This window comes from Trinickia sp. NRRL B-1857 (assembly GCF_050470685.1).
GTDB lineage: Bacteria > Pseudomonadota > Gammaproteobacteria > Burkholderiales > Burkholderiaceae > Trinickia.
Window position 1 is genome coordinate 1 of the sequence record NZ_JBFLUK010000002.1, and the last position, 15,211, is coordinate 15,211.

General features: G+C 63.7%; 12 protein-coding genes and 1 pseudogene. 7 read left to right on the forward strand and 6 right to left on the reverse strand.

Annotation, left to right across the window (positions count from 1 at the left end; translation table 11 throughout):
* Positions 1-197 precede the first annotated feature (197 nt).
* The 3 genes from AB1286_RS20290 to AB1286_RS20300 all read right to left on the reverse strand — a co-directional run bounded on the left by AB1286_RS20290 (position 198) and on the right by AB1286_RS20300 (position 2,773).
* Entirely contained in the window at positions 198-1,532 is a 1,335-nt protein-coding gene (locus AB1286_RS20290) for a glutamine synthetase family protein (protein WP_430361539.1), read from the reverse strand.
* A gap of 57 nt (positions 1,533-1,589) precedes the next feature.
* Positions 1,590-2,360: a gamma-glutamyl-gamma-aminobutyrate hydrolase family protein gene (locus AB1286_RS20295; protein WP_430361540.1), complete on the reverse strand. Its 771-nt coding sequence runs from the start codon at positions 2,358-2,360 to the stop codon at positions 1,590-1,592.
* A gap of 206 nt (positions 2,361-2,566) precedes the next feature.
* Positions 2,567-2,773 carry a hypothetical protein gene (locus tag AB1286_RS20300; RefSeq protein WP_430361541.1) on the reverse strand — a complete coding sequence of 69 codons (207 nt, stop codon included), beginning with the start codon at positions 2,771-2,773 and terminating at the stop codon, positions 2,567-2,569.
* A gap of 556 nt (positions 2,774-3,329) precedes the next feature.
* On the opposite strand from AB1286_RS20300, the gene speB reads away from it, so the two are divergent.
* Positions 3,330-4,298, forward strand: coding sequence for an agmatinase (gene speB, locus AB1286_RS20305; protein WP_430361542.1), 969 nt, complete (start codon positions 3,330-3,332; stop codon positions 4,296-4,298).
* Here the strand turns inward: speB and AB1286_RS20310 are convergent.
* Positions 4,295-5,707, reverse strand: coding sequence for an MFS transporter (locus tag AB1286_RS20310; RefSeq protein ID WP_430361543.1), 1,413 nt, complete (start codon positions 5,705-5,707; stop codon positions 4,295-4,297). The two genes, speB and AB1286_RS20310, sit on opposite strands and share 4 nt — an antisense overlap.
* Before the next feature lie 155 nt (positions 5,708-5,862).
* On the opposite strand from AB1286_RS20310, the gene AB1286_RS20315 reads away from it, so the two are divergent.
* The 3 genes and pseudogenes from AB1286_RS20315 to AB1286_RS20325 all read left to right on the forward strand — a co-directional run bounded on the left by AB1286_RS20315 (position 5,863) and on the right by AB1286_RS20325 (position 9,038).
* Complete coding sequence (locus tag AB1286_RS20315) at positions 5,863-6,735, forward strand: LysR family transcriptional regulator (RefSeq protein ID WP_430361544.1); 873 nt, start codon at positions 5,863-5,865, stop codon at positions 6,733-6,735.
* Between the two features lie 115 nt (positions 6,736-6,850).
* Positions 6,851-8,072, forward strand: a pseudogene (locus AB1286_RS20320) (hypothetical protein); the annotation flags it as partial.
* A gap of 285 nt (positions 8,073-8,357) precedes the next feature.
* Positions 8,358-9,038, forward strand: a complete 681-nt coding sequence (locus tag AB1286_RS20325) for a prolyl oligopeptidase family serine peptidase (RefSeq protein ID WP_430365146.1) — start codon at positions 8,358-8,360, stop codon at positions 9,036-9,038.
* Positions 9,039-9,120: 82 nt separating this feature from the next.
* Here AB1286_RS20325 and AB1286_RS20330 read toward each other — a convergent pair whose 3' ends face one another.
* Together AB1286_RS20330 and AB1286_RS20335 are read right to left on the reverse strand one after the other, a co-directional pair.
* Positions 9,121-10,368: a sigma-70 family RNA polymerase sigma factor gene (locus AB1286_RS20330; protein WP_430364951.1), complete on the reverse strand. Its 1,248-nt coding sequence runs from the start codon at positions 10,366-10,368 to the stop codon at positions 9,121-9,123.
* A 214-nt stretch (positions 10,369-10,582) separates the two neighbouring features.
* Entirely contained in the window at positions 10,583-10,996 is a 414-nt protein-coding gene (locus AB1286_RS20335; protein WP_430361546.1) for a hypothetical protein, read from the reverse strand.
* A 230-nt stretch (positions 10,997-11,226) separates the two neighbouring features.
* Here AB1286_RS20335 and AB1286_RS20340 point away from each other — a divergent pair, with 230 nt between their 5' ends.
* From AB1286_RS20340 to AB1286_RS20350, 3 genes are all read left to right on the forward strand, one after another.
* Positions 11,227-13,692 (forward strand): AAA family ATPase, encoded by a 2,466-nt coding sequence (locus tag AB1286_RS20340; RefSeq protein WP_430361547.1) that lies wholly within the window; start codon positions 11,227-11,229, stop codon positions 13,690-13,692.
* A complete protein-coding gene (locus tag AB1286_RS20345) occupies positions 13,685-14,221 on the forward strand; it encodes a hypothetical protein (protein WP_430361548.1) in 537 nt (178 codons plus the stop codon). Before AB1286_RS20340 ends, AB1286_RS20345 begins: the two co-directional genes overlap by 8 nt.
* 136 nt (positions 14,222-14,357) lie before the next feature.
* Positions 14,358-14,960, forward strand: coding sequence for a DJ-1/PfpI family protein (locus AB1286_RS20350; RefSeq protein WP_430361549.1), 603 nt, complete (start codon positions 14,358-14,360; stop codon positions 14,958-14,960).
* Positions 14,961-15,211: the final 251 nt, after the last annotated feature.

A 15,211-nucleotide genomic window follows, 5' to 3' on the forward strand; every position in this document is an offset into this window, starting at 1 on the left:
GCCCTCGGCCTTGACGATCACGCGGCTGCCGGCGCGATTGAGCGCGCCCATGTCGGAAAACGGATGCAGGTGATGCGCGGCATCGAGCGCGCGGTAGTCGGCGGTGCTGGGCGAATGCGTGCGTTCTTGGACCGTGGCGGTGAACGGATCGAAATCGTGATTCATATAGCCTCCAGGGAAACGAGTGGCTGAAGCGTTTAAACGTGCAGCAATAGGTGCCTGCGTTCCCAAGAGCTGATCACTCGGAAAAACGCGTCGTATTCGGTTTCCTTCAGCGCAAGGTACGACTTGACGAATGCGTCGCCGAGGATCGAAGCGAGCGGCTCGGACGCCGCCATCAGCGTGAGGCCTTCCTCGAGATTGCGCGGCAATTGATAGGGCATTCGGTAGCCGTCGTTGGCGAGCGGTTCGGTGGGCGTGAGCCGCTGCGTGAGGCCGAGATAGCCCGCGGCCAGCGTGCCCGCGATGGCGAGATACGGATTGCAGTCCACGCCCGGGATGCGGTTCTCTATCCGTCGCGCATCGGGCGAGGCATGCGGTACGCGGAACCCCACCGTACGGTTGTCGTATCCCCACTGCACGTTGATCGGCGCGGCCATGAAACGCGACAGACGCCGATAGGAATTAATGTACGGCGCGAAGATCGGCATCAGTGCCGGCGTATATTTCTGTAGACCCGCGATGTACTGATAGAACATCTCGGTCGGTGCGCCGTCGCGTCCCGTGAACAGGTTCCGGCCTGTTTCCATGTCCACGACGCTTTGGTGCACGTGCATGGCGGAGCCGGGCTCGCCTTCCATCGGCTTGGCCATGAACGTCGCGTACATATGATGGCGCAGGGCGGCCTCCCGCACGGTGCGCTTGAAGAGGAATACGCGGTCCGCCAGGTTGAGCGGGTCGCCATGTAGGAAATTGATTTCCATTTGCGCCGCGCCCACTTCGTGGATCAGCGTATCGACTTCGAGTTCTTGGATCTCGCAATACTCGTAGATGTCCTCGAACAGCGGATCGAACTCGTTGACCGCTTCGATCGAATAGGCCTGACGTCCCGTCTCCGCACGCCCCGTGCGGCCCACCGGCGGGCGCAGCGGCAAGTCGGGATCCTTGTTCATCTCCACGAGGTAGAACTCGAGTTCCGGGGCGATGACGGGCTTCCAGCCCTTCGCTTTGTATAGATCGAGCACACGGCGCAAGACGCGGCGCGGCGAGATCTCGACGGGCGATCCGTCGAAATGGACGCAATCGTGAATCACCTGCGCCGTGGGATCGACGGCCCAGGGGATGAGCCGGATCGTCGAGGCGTCGGGCACGCAGACCATGTCGGGATCCGTGACTCCGGTCAACCCCCCGTCATCGGGATATTCGCCCGTCACCGTTTGAATCATGACCGCTTGCGGCAGGCGCATCGATTCGCCCGATTCGAATTTGCTGCGCGGAATGATCTTGCCGCGTGCGATGCCGGCCATATCGGGGATGATCGCCTCGATCTCGGTGATATGGTGCTTCTTGAGAAATTCGTCGATCTCGTACATGAGAGTCCTCGCTTCGTTGTTATGGATAGGGGCGATGAGCGTTCGAACGCCATCCGCCTAACCGCGCGCGCTCGCACGCGCGGTGTGTCTCGCTAGGCACGCCGCGCCGAACGCGCGGAAGATCGCGCTTGAAAGCGGATCGCTCGCATAGCGCCACTCCGGGTGCCACTGCACGCCGAGGGCGAACGCGCTCGCGCCGGCCACGCGCGCGGCTTCGATCAAACCGTCGGGCGCGACGGCCTCGGCAACCAGTGCCGGCGCGAGCGCGTCGACGCCTTGCGCATGCAGCGAGTTCACCCGTACCTCGGCGCTCGCGCCGGCGAGCGAATGCAATAGCCCGTCTTCGCAAAGGCGCACGCTGTGCGCAGGGCCGTATTGAACGTCGAGCGGGTCCGTCAGATTTTCGCGATGGTCGTCGTGGCCATCGATCGCGTGCACGTTTTGATGAAGCGTGCCGCCGAAAGCGACGTTCATTTCTTGAAAGCCGCGGCAGATCGCGAGTACAGGGACGCCAAGCTCGACGGCGGCAACAAGGAGCGGTAGCGCCGTGGCGTCGCGCGCCGGGTCGTGTAGCGTGCCCGGCGCGCTGGCAGGTCCGCCGTAATGACGCGGTTCGACGTTAGAGTGGCTGCCCGTGAACAGCAGACCGTCGAGCGCATGAAGGAGCGCCGAAGCGGACTGCCGTTCGCCGAGCGCGGGAACGGCGAGTGCGAGCGCATCGGCGCCTTCGACAACCGCCGTGAGGTACTTGTCGCCGACGACATGCGTGAGATGCATGCCGATTTCAGAGGTGTCGGCGGTCACGCCGATGAGCGGTTTGCTTAGCATAACTAACTAATTGATTTTGATTGGGCGCGAATGCGTGCGTGGGCCGCAGTCGACATCGAAGCCGACGACAGGCGAGGCGCAGCGTGAGCATCGTTGCGCCGGCGTTACGCGAGTTCGAGCCTCGCGAAAGACGCGAATAGGCGGCGAGTCGAGCGCGTAAGAGGCGCCGGCGACGATGCGAACGTTGGACTGACGGGAAGGAGGCGCTACGGCAGCAGTGAGGCGACGTCGTCGAGGTGGACGGCGATGTATGCGCGTGCGGACGTGACGTTGTGACGTCGAACGCAGCGGCGGGACAAGATCGTGAAGACGGACAGGAACCGGCGGAACGCAAGCGGGCCGTTGCTGCCGTCGGCGATGGCGCGGCCGGTGCGAATACGATTCGCGACCTGCTTACGGTTCCATCTAACCAAAGGGCCTCGGACTCTCACGGTATGACTCGACTCGGTGACAAGGAGGGTATTGCACGCCTCGCTTCGCGGCACACATCGCGAACCGCGAGACAAGGCGGAAGGTTTCGGCGCCGGCACGCGAATCCGCTCGGCATGTGCAATCGTTGCGCGGGGACGTACTTCCGCACAAAAAAGGCCGAAACCTGACTGTCAGCATATATGAGCTAAGCGTGCCGTCAATCCCTTTCCAAAAAATCGGGCACGGTTTTACGCGCAATGCATGGTGCACCGCAGTGCGTGCCCAGCTTCGGGCGAGCACCTCCCGTTCGACCGATACGCGTCATTAAAGTTCGCCGATCCGCCGGTACCGACATCTGATTAGAATGTTCAGGAAAAATTGCGCGACATCCCATTTTTCGAGACGGTTTGGATAACGATCGATTTTCCGCTTCGATCGACGGCGATCGCAGGCGGTCGAGCTTGCGTGCAGGTATGCGATCGAGGCATGCGCTCGTAAAATACTCCGAGCTCAAATCCACGCTCATTAGGCTGCATTGAACGATATTAGGTTTTTCTCATGACGGATCGGGTTCACGGCGACGGCGCCATTCGACGTTCTTCAAATTACGGCTCTTCGGTCGAAAACACTTACGCGGGCGTGCTTTCGTTCATGCGCCGCCGCTATACGCGCGAGCTTGACGGCGTCGATGTCGCCATCTCCGGTATTCCGCTCGATCTAGCCACGACGTTCCGCTCGGGGGCACGGTTAGGACCCGCGGCGATTCGCGCCGCCAGCGTGCAGCTTGCCGAACTCAATCCCTATCCGTGGGGCTTCGATCCGTTCGACGATCTCGCCGTCGTCGATTGCGGCGATTGCTGGCTCGACGCGCACAATCCGCTCACGATCAAACCCGCGATCGTCGAGCACGCACGGACCATCTTGCGTAGTGGCGCGAAGATGCTGACGCTCGGCGGCGATCATTTCGTCACGTATCCGCTTTTGATTGCGCATGCCGAGCGATATGGCGCGCCGTTGTCTCTGATTCATTTCGATGCGCATTGCGACACCTGGCCCGACGATGAGCCCGATAGCCTCAATCACGGCACGATGTTCTACAAGGCTGTGAAAGACGGACTCATCGATCCGGCCACGTCGGTGCAAATCGGAATCCGCACTTGGAACGACGACTTCATGGGGATGCATGTGCTCGATGCGCCCTGGGTGCACGAACACGGTACCCGGGCCGCCGTCGAGCGGATCCTAGCCGTAGTGGGCGAGCGGCCCGCGTATTTGACGTTTGATATCGACTGCCTCGATCCCGCATTCGCGCCGGGCACCGGCACGCCCGTGGCGGGTGGGCTGTCGTCGGCGCAGGCGCTTGCGATCGTGCGTGCGCTCGGTCGAGCGAACATCGTCGGCGCCGACGTCGTAGAAGTTGCCCCGGCCTACGACCACGCCGAGATCACGGCGATCGCCGCGGCGCATGTCGCCTGCGATCTGTTGTGCCTTTGGCGGCAGCGCAAGGTTGGACCCGAGTCGGCTTAATCGCGAACGCGCGCGTTTGTCGATCGGGCGGCGAGGCACGTCGCGCCGGCGTACGTGACTCCCGCTAGCACGCCCACGACCGTCAAGGCCGTCGACAAATGCGTGGCCAGCACCGCGGCCGCGCCGGCGAACGCAACGCCGAGCAAGCTGCCCGCTTGGCGCAACGCATTGAGCAAGCCCGACGCGACCCCGGCCGATTCGGCCGGCACCTGTTCGAGAATGGTCGAAATCATCGGCGGCACCGAGAGCGCCGTGCCCGCACCGAAGGCGGCCATCGCCGCGACCACCCATGCCCAAGGTGCGTTCGTCTCCAATAGCGCCGTCATCGCGGGCCCGGCGAGCGTGGCCGCCCCAAGACCGATCGTCATCATGCCCGTGGCGCTCACGCGGCCTTGCAGCTTGCCGGCCAGGACGTTACCGAGCGACAAGCTCGCGGCCATCGGCAACATCGCGAGGCCCGTGTGCCGCGCGTCGAGCCCGCGTACGCCGTGCAGATACAGGCTCAGCAGGAACAGCACGGAAAAGTAGCCGATATAGACGAGCGTGCCGCTCGCGTTCATCGCGACGAACTTCGCGTTGCCGAACCAAGCGAGCGGGACCATCGGGTGCGCGGCGCGTCGTTCGACGGCGGCCAATGCCGCGGCGGATATGACGGTCACGGCTATCGCCACCCAAACCTCGGGGGAGGCTAGGCCTCGCGTGGGTAGCTCGATCGCCGTGAAACAGAGTGCCGCCAGTGCGATCGTGCTCGCAACTTGGCCTTGAAGGTCGAAGCCGCTTCGACGGACGGCCTTGCTACCCGCCTTAACGATCGCCCAAGCGCCGGCTAATGCGACGATGCCCGTCGGTACATTCACGAGAAACGCGCTGCGCCAGCCGAACCCGTCGACGAGCAGCCCGCCGGCCACGGGCCCGATTGCCGCCGCGATCGATGCGATGCCGGCCCAGGCGGCGATGGCGCGCGCACGTTCCGCCGGATCGTCGAACGTCGCGCGCACGATCGAGAGCGAGGCGGGCAGGAACAATGCCGCCCCGGTGCCTTGGGCGAAACGCGCCGCGACGAGTGTGCCGACGGACGGCGCGAGCCCGCATGCGGCGGACGCGGCGACGAACAGCGCAAGGCCGCAAAGATAGACGGATTTGGCACCGAACCGGTCGGACGCCACGCCGCCGGCAAGGATCAGCGCGGCGAAACTGAGCGTATAGGCGTCGACGATCCATGCAAGACCGGCCACGGACGCGTTCAGATGCGCGCGCATCGAGGGCAGGGCGACGTTGACGATCGTCGTGTCGAGGACCGCCATGAACATGCCGCTTGCCACGAGGACGAGCGCCATGCGCCGGCGCACGGCATCTGCGCGCTCGCGTGCCGGGTCGGGAAAGATCGGTTCTACTGCGCAGTCCGTCATGAATTCCTCCGTTTTGCGGCATCGTGCGATGCCGACTCTGACCGAAGTCTATAGACTGACGGTGCTGCGTTAAAGCGGTGAATCTGCAAGCCGATGATGCAAAAATGCATCAATAAAAATTCGATCGAAAACGCTACGAATACTCGTAAATCGCCATGACGAACTGGGACAACGCGCGCTTCTTTTTGGCTGTCGCGCGCACGGGCACATTGCGCGGCGCCGCATCGCGCTTGGGCGTGGATCAAGCGACGGTCGGCCGGCGTATCGCCGCGCTCGAAGAGGCGCTGTCGGCGCGGCTGTTTCTGCGCACCCCGGCGATGTACGTGCTGACGAGCGCCGGCGAGGCGCTGATTGCGCCGGCCGAGGCGATGGAGCAGGCCGTCCATCAGATCGAGCGGCGCATCGTCGGCATGGACGACCAGCTGTGCGGCACGATTCGGGTCGCGACGACCGACTCGCTCGGCAAACGCTTCGTCGTGCCCGCGATTGCAATGCTCCGGGCTTCGCATCCCGGCATCGAAGTGGTTTGCGTCACGTCGCCGGGCCTTGCGAACTTGACTCGGCGCGAGGCCGACGTCGCCATCCGCACGCTGCGGCCCGAATCGCCCGATTTGATCGTTCGGCGCCTGGCCCAGCTGGAATCGGGCATTTATGCCTCGCGCGCCTACCTGGCGGCGCGCGGCTCGCCCAGCGAGGGTGCGGCGTTCGAAGGGCACGATCTGCTCATGTACCAGCGCAATCTCGTGCCGTCGATGTGGGAGGCGTTGTGCGGCGAGTCCACGCATCGGGGGCGCGTGGCATTCCAAACCTCGTCCACCATGATGCTGTTCGAGGCCGCGATCGCCGGGCTCGGCGTGACCGAGCTGCCGTGCTTCCGGGCCGATCGGGAGCCCGAACTCGTGCGCGTCATGGGCAACCGGGCCGACCGCTTCGACGTTTGGCTCGTGGCGCATGCCGATTTGTACAAGACTGCCCGGATTCAGGCGTTCATCGAGGCCGTCGCGCAGGCGTTCGATCAAGCGTCGTGAATCCCGTTGCCGTGGGCAATGCGCGGTTCGCGCCGAAACTCGAGCAAAGGCTCTACTATCGCCGTTGCGCGCGACACGTTAATCTTGCGCGTCGTTACTTGGAGCGAACACAACAATGAAACAAAACAATCCGTTGTTAGCCGTAACACTGTTGTCCTGTCTGACCGCCTCGAGCGCTTCCTGGTCCGCCGATCTTCCCCCCGTCGCCCCCGTGCGTCCCGTCACCAACGTCTACTTCGGCACGCCGTTCGTGGACCCTTACCGCTACATGGAGAATCTGAAGGACCCCGAAGTTCAAGATTGGATGAAGGCGCAAAACGATTACACGCGTCGCGCGCTCGCCGCCATTCCGGCGCGCGAGGGGCTGGCTCAGCGCGTGGAGACGTTGATGGGCGGCGACTTGCGCCGCACGAGCTTTACGCGCCGCGGCCATCGGCTGTTCTATCAAACGGCCGCCGCAGGCGATAACCTGCTCAAGCTGGCCTATCGCGACGGCTGTGAACGGCGAGGAACACGTCCTCGTCGATCCGGCGAAGCTTTCGACCGACAGCACGCGCCATTTCGCGCTCGATTGGTACATGCCGTCATGGGACGGCCGCTATGTCGCCTACGGGATTTCGGAAGGGGGCTCGGAGCAAAGCGTGTTGCACGTGATCGACGTCCAGACGGGCCGCCAGCTCGCCGAGTCGATCGATCGGACAAGCTCGTGCATCGTTTCCTGGCGTAACGACAACCGCTCGTTCTTTTACCTGCGCTATCCGAAGGTCGGTCCCGACACGCCGCCGGCGCTGCAAGAGTACAACGCCGTTGCACACGTGCACGTGCTGGGGCAAAACGAGAACGGCGACGGCGATGTGGCCGTTTTCGGCCGCGGCGTCTCGCCGAAGATCGATGTGCCCGAAGGTCAAGCCGCCTATGTGATGGTCTCGCCCGATTCGCCGTACGCGGTGGCGGTGGCCAATCACAACATGGACAACAATCCGAATACGTTCTACGTGACGCGCATCGCCGATATCCATGGCGCCGACACGCCGTGGCGGAAGATCGCCAGCCCCGAGGACGGCGTCGTCGACGTGCAGCTGCATGGCGACCGCCTTTACGCGCTGACGGGTAAAGACGCCTCGCGTTTCAAGATCGTTTCGGCGCCGCTCGCGCATCCCGATCTCGCTCGGGCCCAAGTCGTCGTGCCCGAGGGCACCAACGTCATCGATTCGTTCACGCTCGGCGCCGACGGCATCTACCTGGCCGAACGCGCAGGGGCGACCTTCGAGCTGCATCGCGCCGGTTTCGACGGCAAGAACGATACGACGATCGCGCTGCCGTTCGCGGGAGCGATCCATGATCTCGCCACCGATACGAAGTTGCCCGGCGTGATGTTCGCGCTGCATAGCTGGACGAAATCGCCGCGCGAGCTCGCCTATGCGCCGGGCGCGGCCGGCGCGGCCGACACGGGCTTGATTCCGCCGTCGAAGACCGAATCGGACGACTTGCAGGCCCAAGAGAGCTTCGCCATTAGCTATGACGGTACGCGCGTTCCCGTGTCGATCATTTCGAAGAAGGACATCAAGGCCGACGGCACGCATCCGACGATCATCTACGGCTACGGCAGCTACGGCCTTTCGATGGATCCGAACTACCAACCCGCCTGGCGCGCTTGGTTCGAGCAAGGCGGCATCATGACGGTCGTGCATATGCGCGGCGGCGGCGAGTACGGCGACGCTTGGCATCGCGCCGGTCAAAAGCAGTGGAAGATCAACACGATGTTCGACTTCCTCGCGGGCGCGCATTACATGATCGACCACGGCTACACCCAGCGCCAATACCTCGTGGCCAACGGCCGCAGCGCAGGCGGGATCGTAATGGGCGGCGCCTTGACGATCGATCCGGGCTTGTTCCGGGTCGTGCTCGACGATGTTGGCGTGTCCGACACGCTGCGCTTCGAGACGGAACCGAACGGCCCGCCGAACGTGCCCGAAATGGGCTCGACGGCGACGGAAGCCGGTTTCCACGGCGTGTACTCGATGAGCGCCTACGCGCACATTCATGACGGCACGCCGTATCCGGCCGTCATGTTCACGACGGGGGCGAACGATCCGCGCGTGTCGCCGTGGCACATGCTCAAAATGACGGCGCGCGTGCAAGCGGCTACGTCGAGCGGTCGCCCGGTGCTGTTGCGTGTCGACTACGACGCGGGGCACGGCATCGGCTCGAGCGTGAAGCAAACGGCCGACCGTTTTGCGGACGAATGGGCGTTTGCGCTTTGGCAGACCGGCGCTAGCGCCTTCCAGCCGAAGTCGCACTAAGCCGCTTTGTCCGCCTTCGGATGTTTCCGGGGCGGACAAGCGCCGCGCAGCCTCTACGCCTCGTCGGGCGCCGAGGAGAGGATCAAGCCGCCTCGATGAAGGCGTGCGCGGCGCGCGCCTTCTCCGATGCACGCAGCGCGCTCAGCGCCTGTTTTTCGATACGGCGGACACGCTCGCGCGTTAAGCCGGTGCGCTGCGCGATTTCATCGTACGTGCGTGGCTGGTCGTCGCCGATCCCGAAGCGCTGGCGCAGTACGTCGGCCTGCGCCGGCGGCATCGTCTGTAGCAGCGCAGCGACGCAAGCGTTCAGGCGGCTGCCCGCAAGCGCTTCGAACGGATCGACGCCGGTTTCATCCTCGATCGCATCGACCAGCGACACCTCGCCCTCCGCCACCGGGGCGTCAAGCGACATCGGTTCGCCCGGCAACGCCAGCAATGCGCGTAGCTTGTCTTGCGCAAGCCCCGTGAGTTTGGCCAGTTCGTCGAGGCTGGGCTTGGTGCCCGTCCGCTGACGCAGTTGATGCGCGGCGCGCCAGACGCGGCTCGCCTCGTCGCCCACATGAACGGGCACGCGTATCGTGCGCGCCCGATCGGCGACGGCTCGCGAGACGGCTTGACGGATCCACCAGGTCGCATACGTCGAAAACTTCCACCCGCGTCGATACTCGAATTTCTCGACGGCACGCATCAGCCCCAGGCTTCCTTCCTGGACGAGGTCCGCCAAATCGAGCCCGCGGTGTTGATAGCGCTTGGCGATCGACAGCACGAGCCGCAAGTTGGCTTCCACCATACGGGCGGTCGCGCGCGCGACACGGGCCTCGGCGGCGGCCGCTTCGCGCCGCCGCGCCGGGTCGTTAAGCGCGGTACCGGCCGCATTGCTCAGAATTTCACGCCCGGCTTCGATTTCGATTGCCAGCGCAACTTCGTCCTCTCGCGTCAACAGCGGCACCGAATGCATGCGCCGCGTGAAGATGGTCAGCGGGTCCGTCGAGACGCGTGCACCCGCCGCGGCATCTTCGAGGACCGCGCTCGCGTGTTGGATGCTATCGCTGTCCACATATGCGGCGGTGTCCTCGATCTCGAAGCCGTTTTCGAGCGGCCGCTCCTCGAGTACGGCGATGCCGACCTCCGATAATGCGACGAGCAGGCGCTCGACGAGATCGGGGTCGTCGGGAAGCGCATCGGCCAGGTCCGCTTCGGTCAAGTAGCCTTGGCGACGGGCGAGCTCGAGTAGCTGGGCTAGCGTGTCGGAATCGACGGATGGCTCGGCGAGCGTCGCGCTCCGACGCAGAAAGGGCGCGTCGAATGACGCATTCGTATGCAGATTCATATGATCGACGGGCACGACCCGCTCAAGCAAGGAGACGACGAACCGCAGGCTGCATGCCGCAACCGGTTAGGATCCCTAACGAAAGCGAGGCGCGAACGCGGACGCCCGCGATGCCGCTGCTCTCGTACGGAACCGCATGTGGGGGCGAGCGGCGCAACTTCAATCGGGCGAGCGTGGCCCGCCCATGCCGACCGCCCCGGGGCGGATTGTCGCGCTAGGCGGTGCGGCGAATGTCCACATCGTCGCTGTGGCCGTTCGGTACGGCCGTCGGCCTGCCGAACCAAGGGACTTCGCTTTGCAGCGACGCCGCGTAGGCGGACCAGCCCTGCGGGTTGCCGGGAAACAAGTGCTCGCGCACAGGCGCGGACAGCGCCGCATGATCGAGCGGCGTTTCCAGCAGCAGTTGCGGCCATAGACAGAACGCCCGGAGCGCGGCGGCCGCGAATTCGGGCACGGTCATGCGTTCGTAGGCATATTCGAGTAACGGGACGTCGGCCAATAGCGGCTGAATGTCCATCAACTCGCCCAGCGTCTGCTCGGCGCCCTCATGCTCCATCAGCAGGCTCGTCGTCTGTAGAACGCCGCCCAAGTGCAACAGCAAGGCTCGGCGTTCGTGGTTCTCGTCCATACGATGCTCCTTGCCGCATCGATGCGGCCCTCGATTTTGGTACGCGCCTCGGTGCCACGGGCTCACGGGACGATGATAGTCATCGTAGGCACGCGCGGCGAAACGGCTGTTGATCGGCATCAAGCCGGGCGAATCGCCGCAGAGCGTGCGCTTGCTTGACGACGATCAAGGGGCGCGAGCGCCGCCGCGGCACGATGGACGACATCGCTTTGCATGCCTAGCTCGCTGCCATGACCCAATCATTGCGCGTTACACCCGATTGCCTGCGCCGCACGTGCGATCCGAAGCAATTCGACTTCGGCACGACCGCAGAGTTGCCGGAATTGGACGAAATCGTCGGACAAGACCGGGCGCTCGAGGCGATCCGGGTGGGCGTCGGTATCGGACACGACGGCTACAACCTATTCGTTCTCGGTCCCACGGGCGCCGGCAAGCGGACCTTGCTCGAGCGTATCATCGGCGACCGCGCGAAAGCCGAGCCTGCACCCGACGGCTGGTGCTACGTGAACGATTTCGAGCAGCCGCACAAACCGCATGCGTTGCGTTTGCCGCCGGGCCGCGCCACGACGTTGCACCGAGAGATGGACCAGCTCGTCGAGGAATTGAAAGTCGTGATTCCGGCGACGTTCGAAAGCGAATCGTATCGTGCGCGCGCCGAGCGGATCGACGCGGAGTTCAACGAACGGCACGAACACGCGTTCGCCGAGCTCGGCGACGAAGCGCAGCGGCACAACGTGGCATTGATCCGTACGTCGATGGGCTTTTCGCTCGCGCCGATGCATGGCGGCGATACGCTGAACGAGGAGCAATACGAAGCCTTGCCGGAGAGCGAGCGGGCGGCCATCGAGGCGAGTATCGGCGGGCTCAAGGAGCAACTCGAGAAGTTGCTGCGGCTCGTGCCGGTTTGGCATAAGGAGCGCCGCGAGCGGATCCGCGCGTTGAATCGCGATCTGGCGCTGGCCGCGGTGTCGCACCTCGTCGACGACGTCAAACGCGGCTTCGTCGATCTACCGCGCGTGCAGAACTACTTGGACGCGGTGCAGCTCGACGTGCTCGACAACGTCGATGCGTTTCGCAAGACGCCCGAAGGCGACATGACGGCGGGCGAATCGCTCTTCGCGCGCTATCGCGTAAACGTCCTGCTCGATCAAGACGCGGCGATGGGCGCACCGGTGGTCTTTCAAGACTTTCCGTCTTATCAAAACCTGATCGGCCGAGTCGAGCATCGCGCGATGTTCGGGACGCTCGTCACCGATTTCACCTTGATCAAGCCGGGCGATTTGCACCGCGCGAACGGCGGCTATCTGTTGCTCGAAATGGACAAGGTGTTGCGCCAGCCGTTCGCATGGGACGCGCTCAAGCGAGCGCTGTTCAAACGGGAGGTCCGCATCGAATCGCTGGCCGAGATGTTTAGCATGGTCAGCACGGTATCGCTCGAACCCGAGCCGATCGCGCTCGACGTCAAGGTCGTGCTCTTCGGAGATCGTTGGCTCTATTACTTGTTGTACGAACTCGATCCGGACTTTGCCCAGTTGTTCAAGGTTCCCGCCGACTTCGAGGACGATATTCCGCGCGACGGCGACAATCAAGTGCGCTATGCGCGGTTGCTCGCATCGGTCGCGCGCTCGCACGGGCTTCTGCCGCTCGATCGCGAAGCGGTCATGCGTGTCATCGAACAGCAGGCGCGCAGCGCCGGCGACGCCGAAAAGCTCTCGTTGCATATGCGAACGCTTGCCGATTTGCTGCGCGAGGCCGATTTCCATGCTCGCGAGCGCAAGGCTGCGGCCGTCGAGCGTCAGGATGTGGTGCGAGCAATCGCCGCCCAACTCGCGCGCCACGACCGTATTCGCGAGCGTTTGCGCGAGGCGATGCTGCGCGGCACGCTCTTGATCGATACCGAGGGCGCTCGCGCGGGACAAGTCAACGGTTTGTGGGTGACGCAGTTCGGCGGCGCGGCATTCGGCCAGCCGGCACGGATCACGGCGCGCACGCATCTAGGCGAAGGCGAAGTCGTCGATATTCAGCGCGAGGCCAAGCTTGGCGGCAATATCCATTCGAAAGCGGTCATGACGCTCGCGGCTTACCTCACGGCGCGGTATTCGAGCGGTCAACCGCCATGCGTCTCGGCGAGCCTAACGTTCGAGCAAACCTACGGCGAGGTGGAAGGAGATAGCGCGTCGGTCGCCGAGTTGTGCGCGCTGCTGTCGTCGCTCGGCGAGGTGCCGATCAAGCAATCGCTCGCGGTGACCGGATCGATCAACCAGTACGGCGAAGTGCAGGCGATCGGCGGCGTCAACGAGAAGATCGAGGGCTTTTTCGATCTGTGCGTGGCACGGGGCCTGACGGGCGAGCAGGGGGTCGTCATTCCGCGCGCGAACGTCAAGCATTTGATGTTGCGCGAAGACGTCGTCGAAGCCTCGGCGGCGGGGCGGTTTCACGTTTATGCCGTCACGTCGGTGGACGAAGCGATCGAATTGCTAACGGGCGTGCCGGCCGGCCAGGCCGACGCGCAAGGCGCATTCACGCCCGATACCGTCAACGCACGCGTGTGTGCGAAGCTCGCGAACTACGCTGCGGCCCGTCGCGCGTTCGCGCAACCGATCCGCGCGACGATGCTGCGCCACAAGTGGCACGCGGCCGCAAACAGCTACGCGCGCGCAAGCGCGAAGACCAAGAAGGGAGAGCGAAATGAATGAGCCTGCCGCCTATATCGCGTACCAACCGCTTGGACATGGCCTCGTGTGCGCGGTGATGGTGCTGGTCGACGGGAGCGACGTCTACGGCTGGTATGCGGGCCCATTGCGCGGGCAGTACGTCTCGGCGTTCTTCATGCTCGAGCATTACTACTCGATTCATGAGACGGCCTTTTATCACAGCGTCGGCGACGACGTATACGACGATTGGGTACTCGCTTATCCGCCGAAGGATATCGGGCTCGGCCCACGCTCGCCGCTGCCCCAGGGCGTGGGACACGAGCTCGAGCGCGCTCAAGCGGCCTTCGTCGCGGAATGGCTCGTGTTCAGCGAGGATGAGGCGCACGCGGCCGATGTCGAGTGGTATCGCGCGCGCAGCCTTCCGCTCGAGCATGTCGGCATTCGTTGCGACAAACTGCCGAAATTCACCGAGACGCCGCTCGAGTGGACCTATGCATCGCCCGCGCTCGACCTCAACATTATCGAATGCTTACGCAAGCGCTGGCCGCTCGATTTCGCACTGGCGGCTTGATCGCGCGTCCGGCGATTTTTCTTGGATCCCGGTTCATCGGGCGATATATCGAGGATTATTTTTTTGATTGTATTGGCTTTTGCTCATAGGATAGCGGGCGTATTCATCCAAACGATCCACTATCCAGGGCTGCGCCATGCACATCGCCATCGTTTCTTTCGACGGATTCAACGAACTCGATTCCCTTATCGCGTTCGGTATTCTCCATCGCATCAAGAAGCCGCAATGGCGCGTGTCGTTGTGCGGGCCGGGTCCGGAAGTGACGTCGATGAACGGACTCGTCGTTCGCGTCCAGTCGCGGCTCGAGGAGGCGAGTGACGCCGATGCCGTACTGGTGGGCAGCGGCTCGAAAACGCTGGAGATCGTGGCCGATGCGCAGACGATGTCGCGACTTGCGCTCGATCCGTCGCGACAATTGATTGCGGCGCAGTGCTCGGGGGCATTGATTCTGGCGAAGCTCGGCTTGCTCGGCGGCGTTCCCGCCTGTACAGATCTGACCACCAAACCTTGGGTGCAAGAAGCCGGCGTCGAAGTGCTCGATCAGCCGTTCTTCGCGCAGGGCAACGTCGCGACGGCGGGCGGGTGCCTGGCTTCGCCGTATCTGGCGGCGTGGATCATCGCCCGCACGGAAGGCGTGCAAGCCGCTAAAGAGGCGTTGCACTACGTAGCGCCGGTCGGCGAGAAGGCCGCTTACGTGGACAATGCGTTCAAGCACCTTTCGCCCTATCTACCTCAATGAAGCTTGCGCGGTAAGCTGTCCCGCATTATTTAAATTTCCCCTCGCTGGGCCCCGCCCAGTTGACCTGCATCAACGTCGGTCATCGACGCGACGTATCGCTCGCCGACACGTTGTCGCACGAAATATCACTCTTTGATGTAGTTGATCGGCATCAATCCGACGGATGGGCGGACCGGTTAGTTTGTGAATCGTCGGCGCATATGCGTCCGACGCAAACGTCGAGTGCTTTGCACTGACGTTCACAATGAACC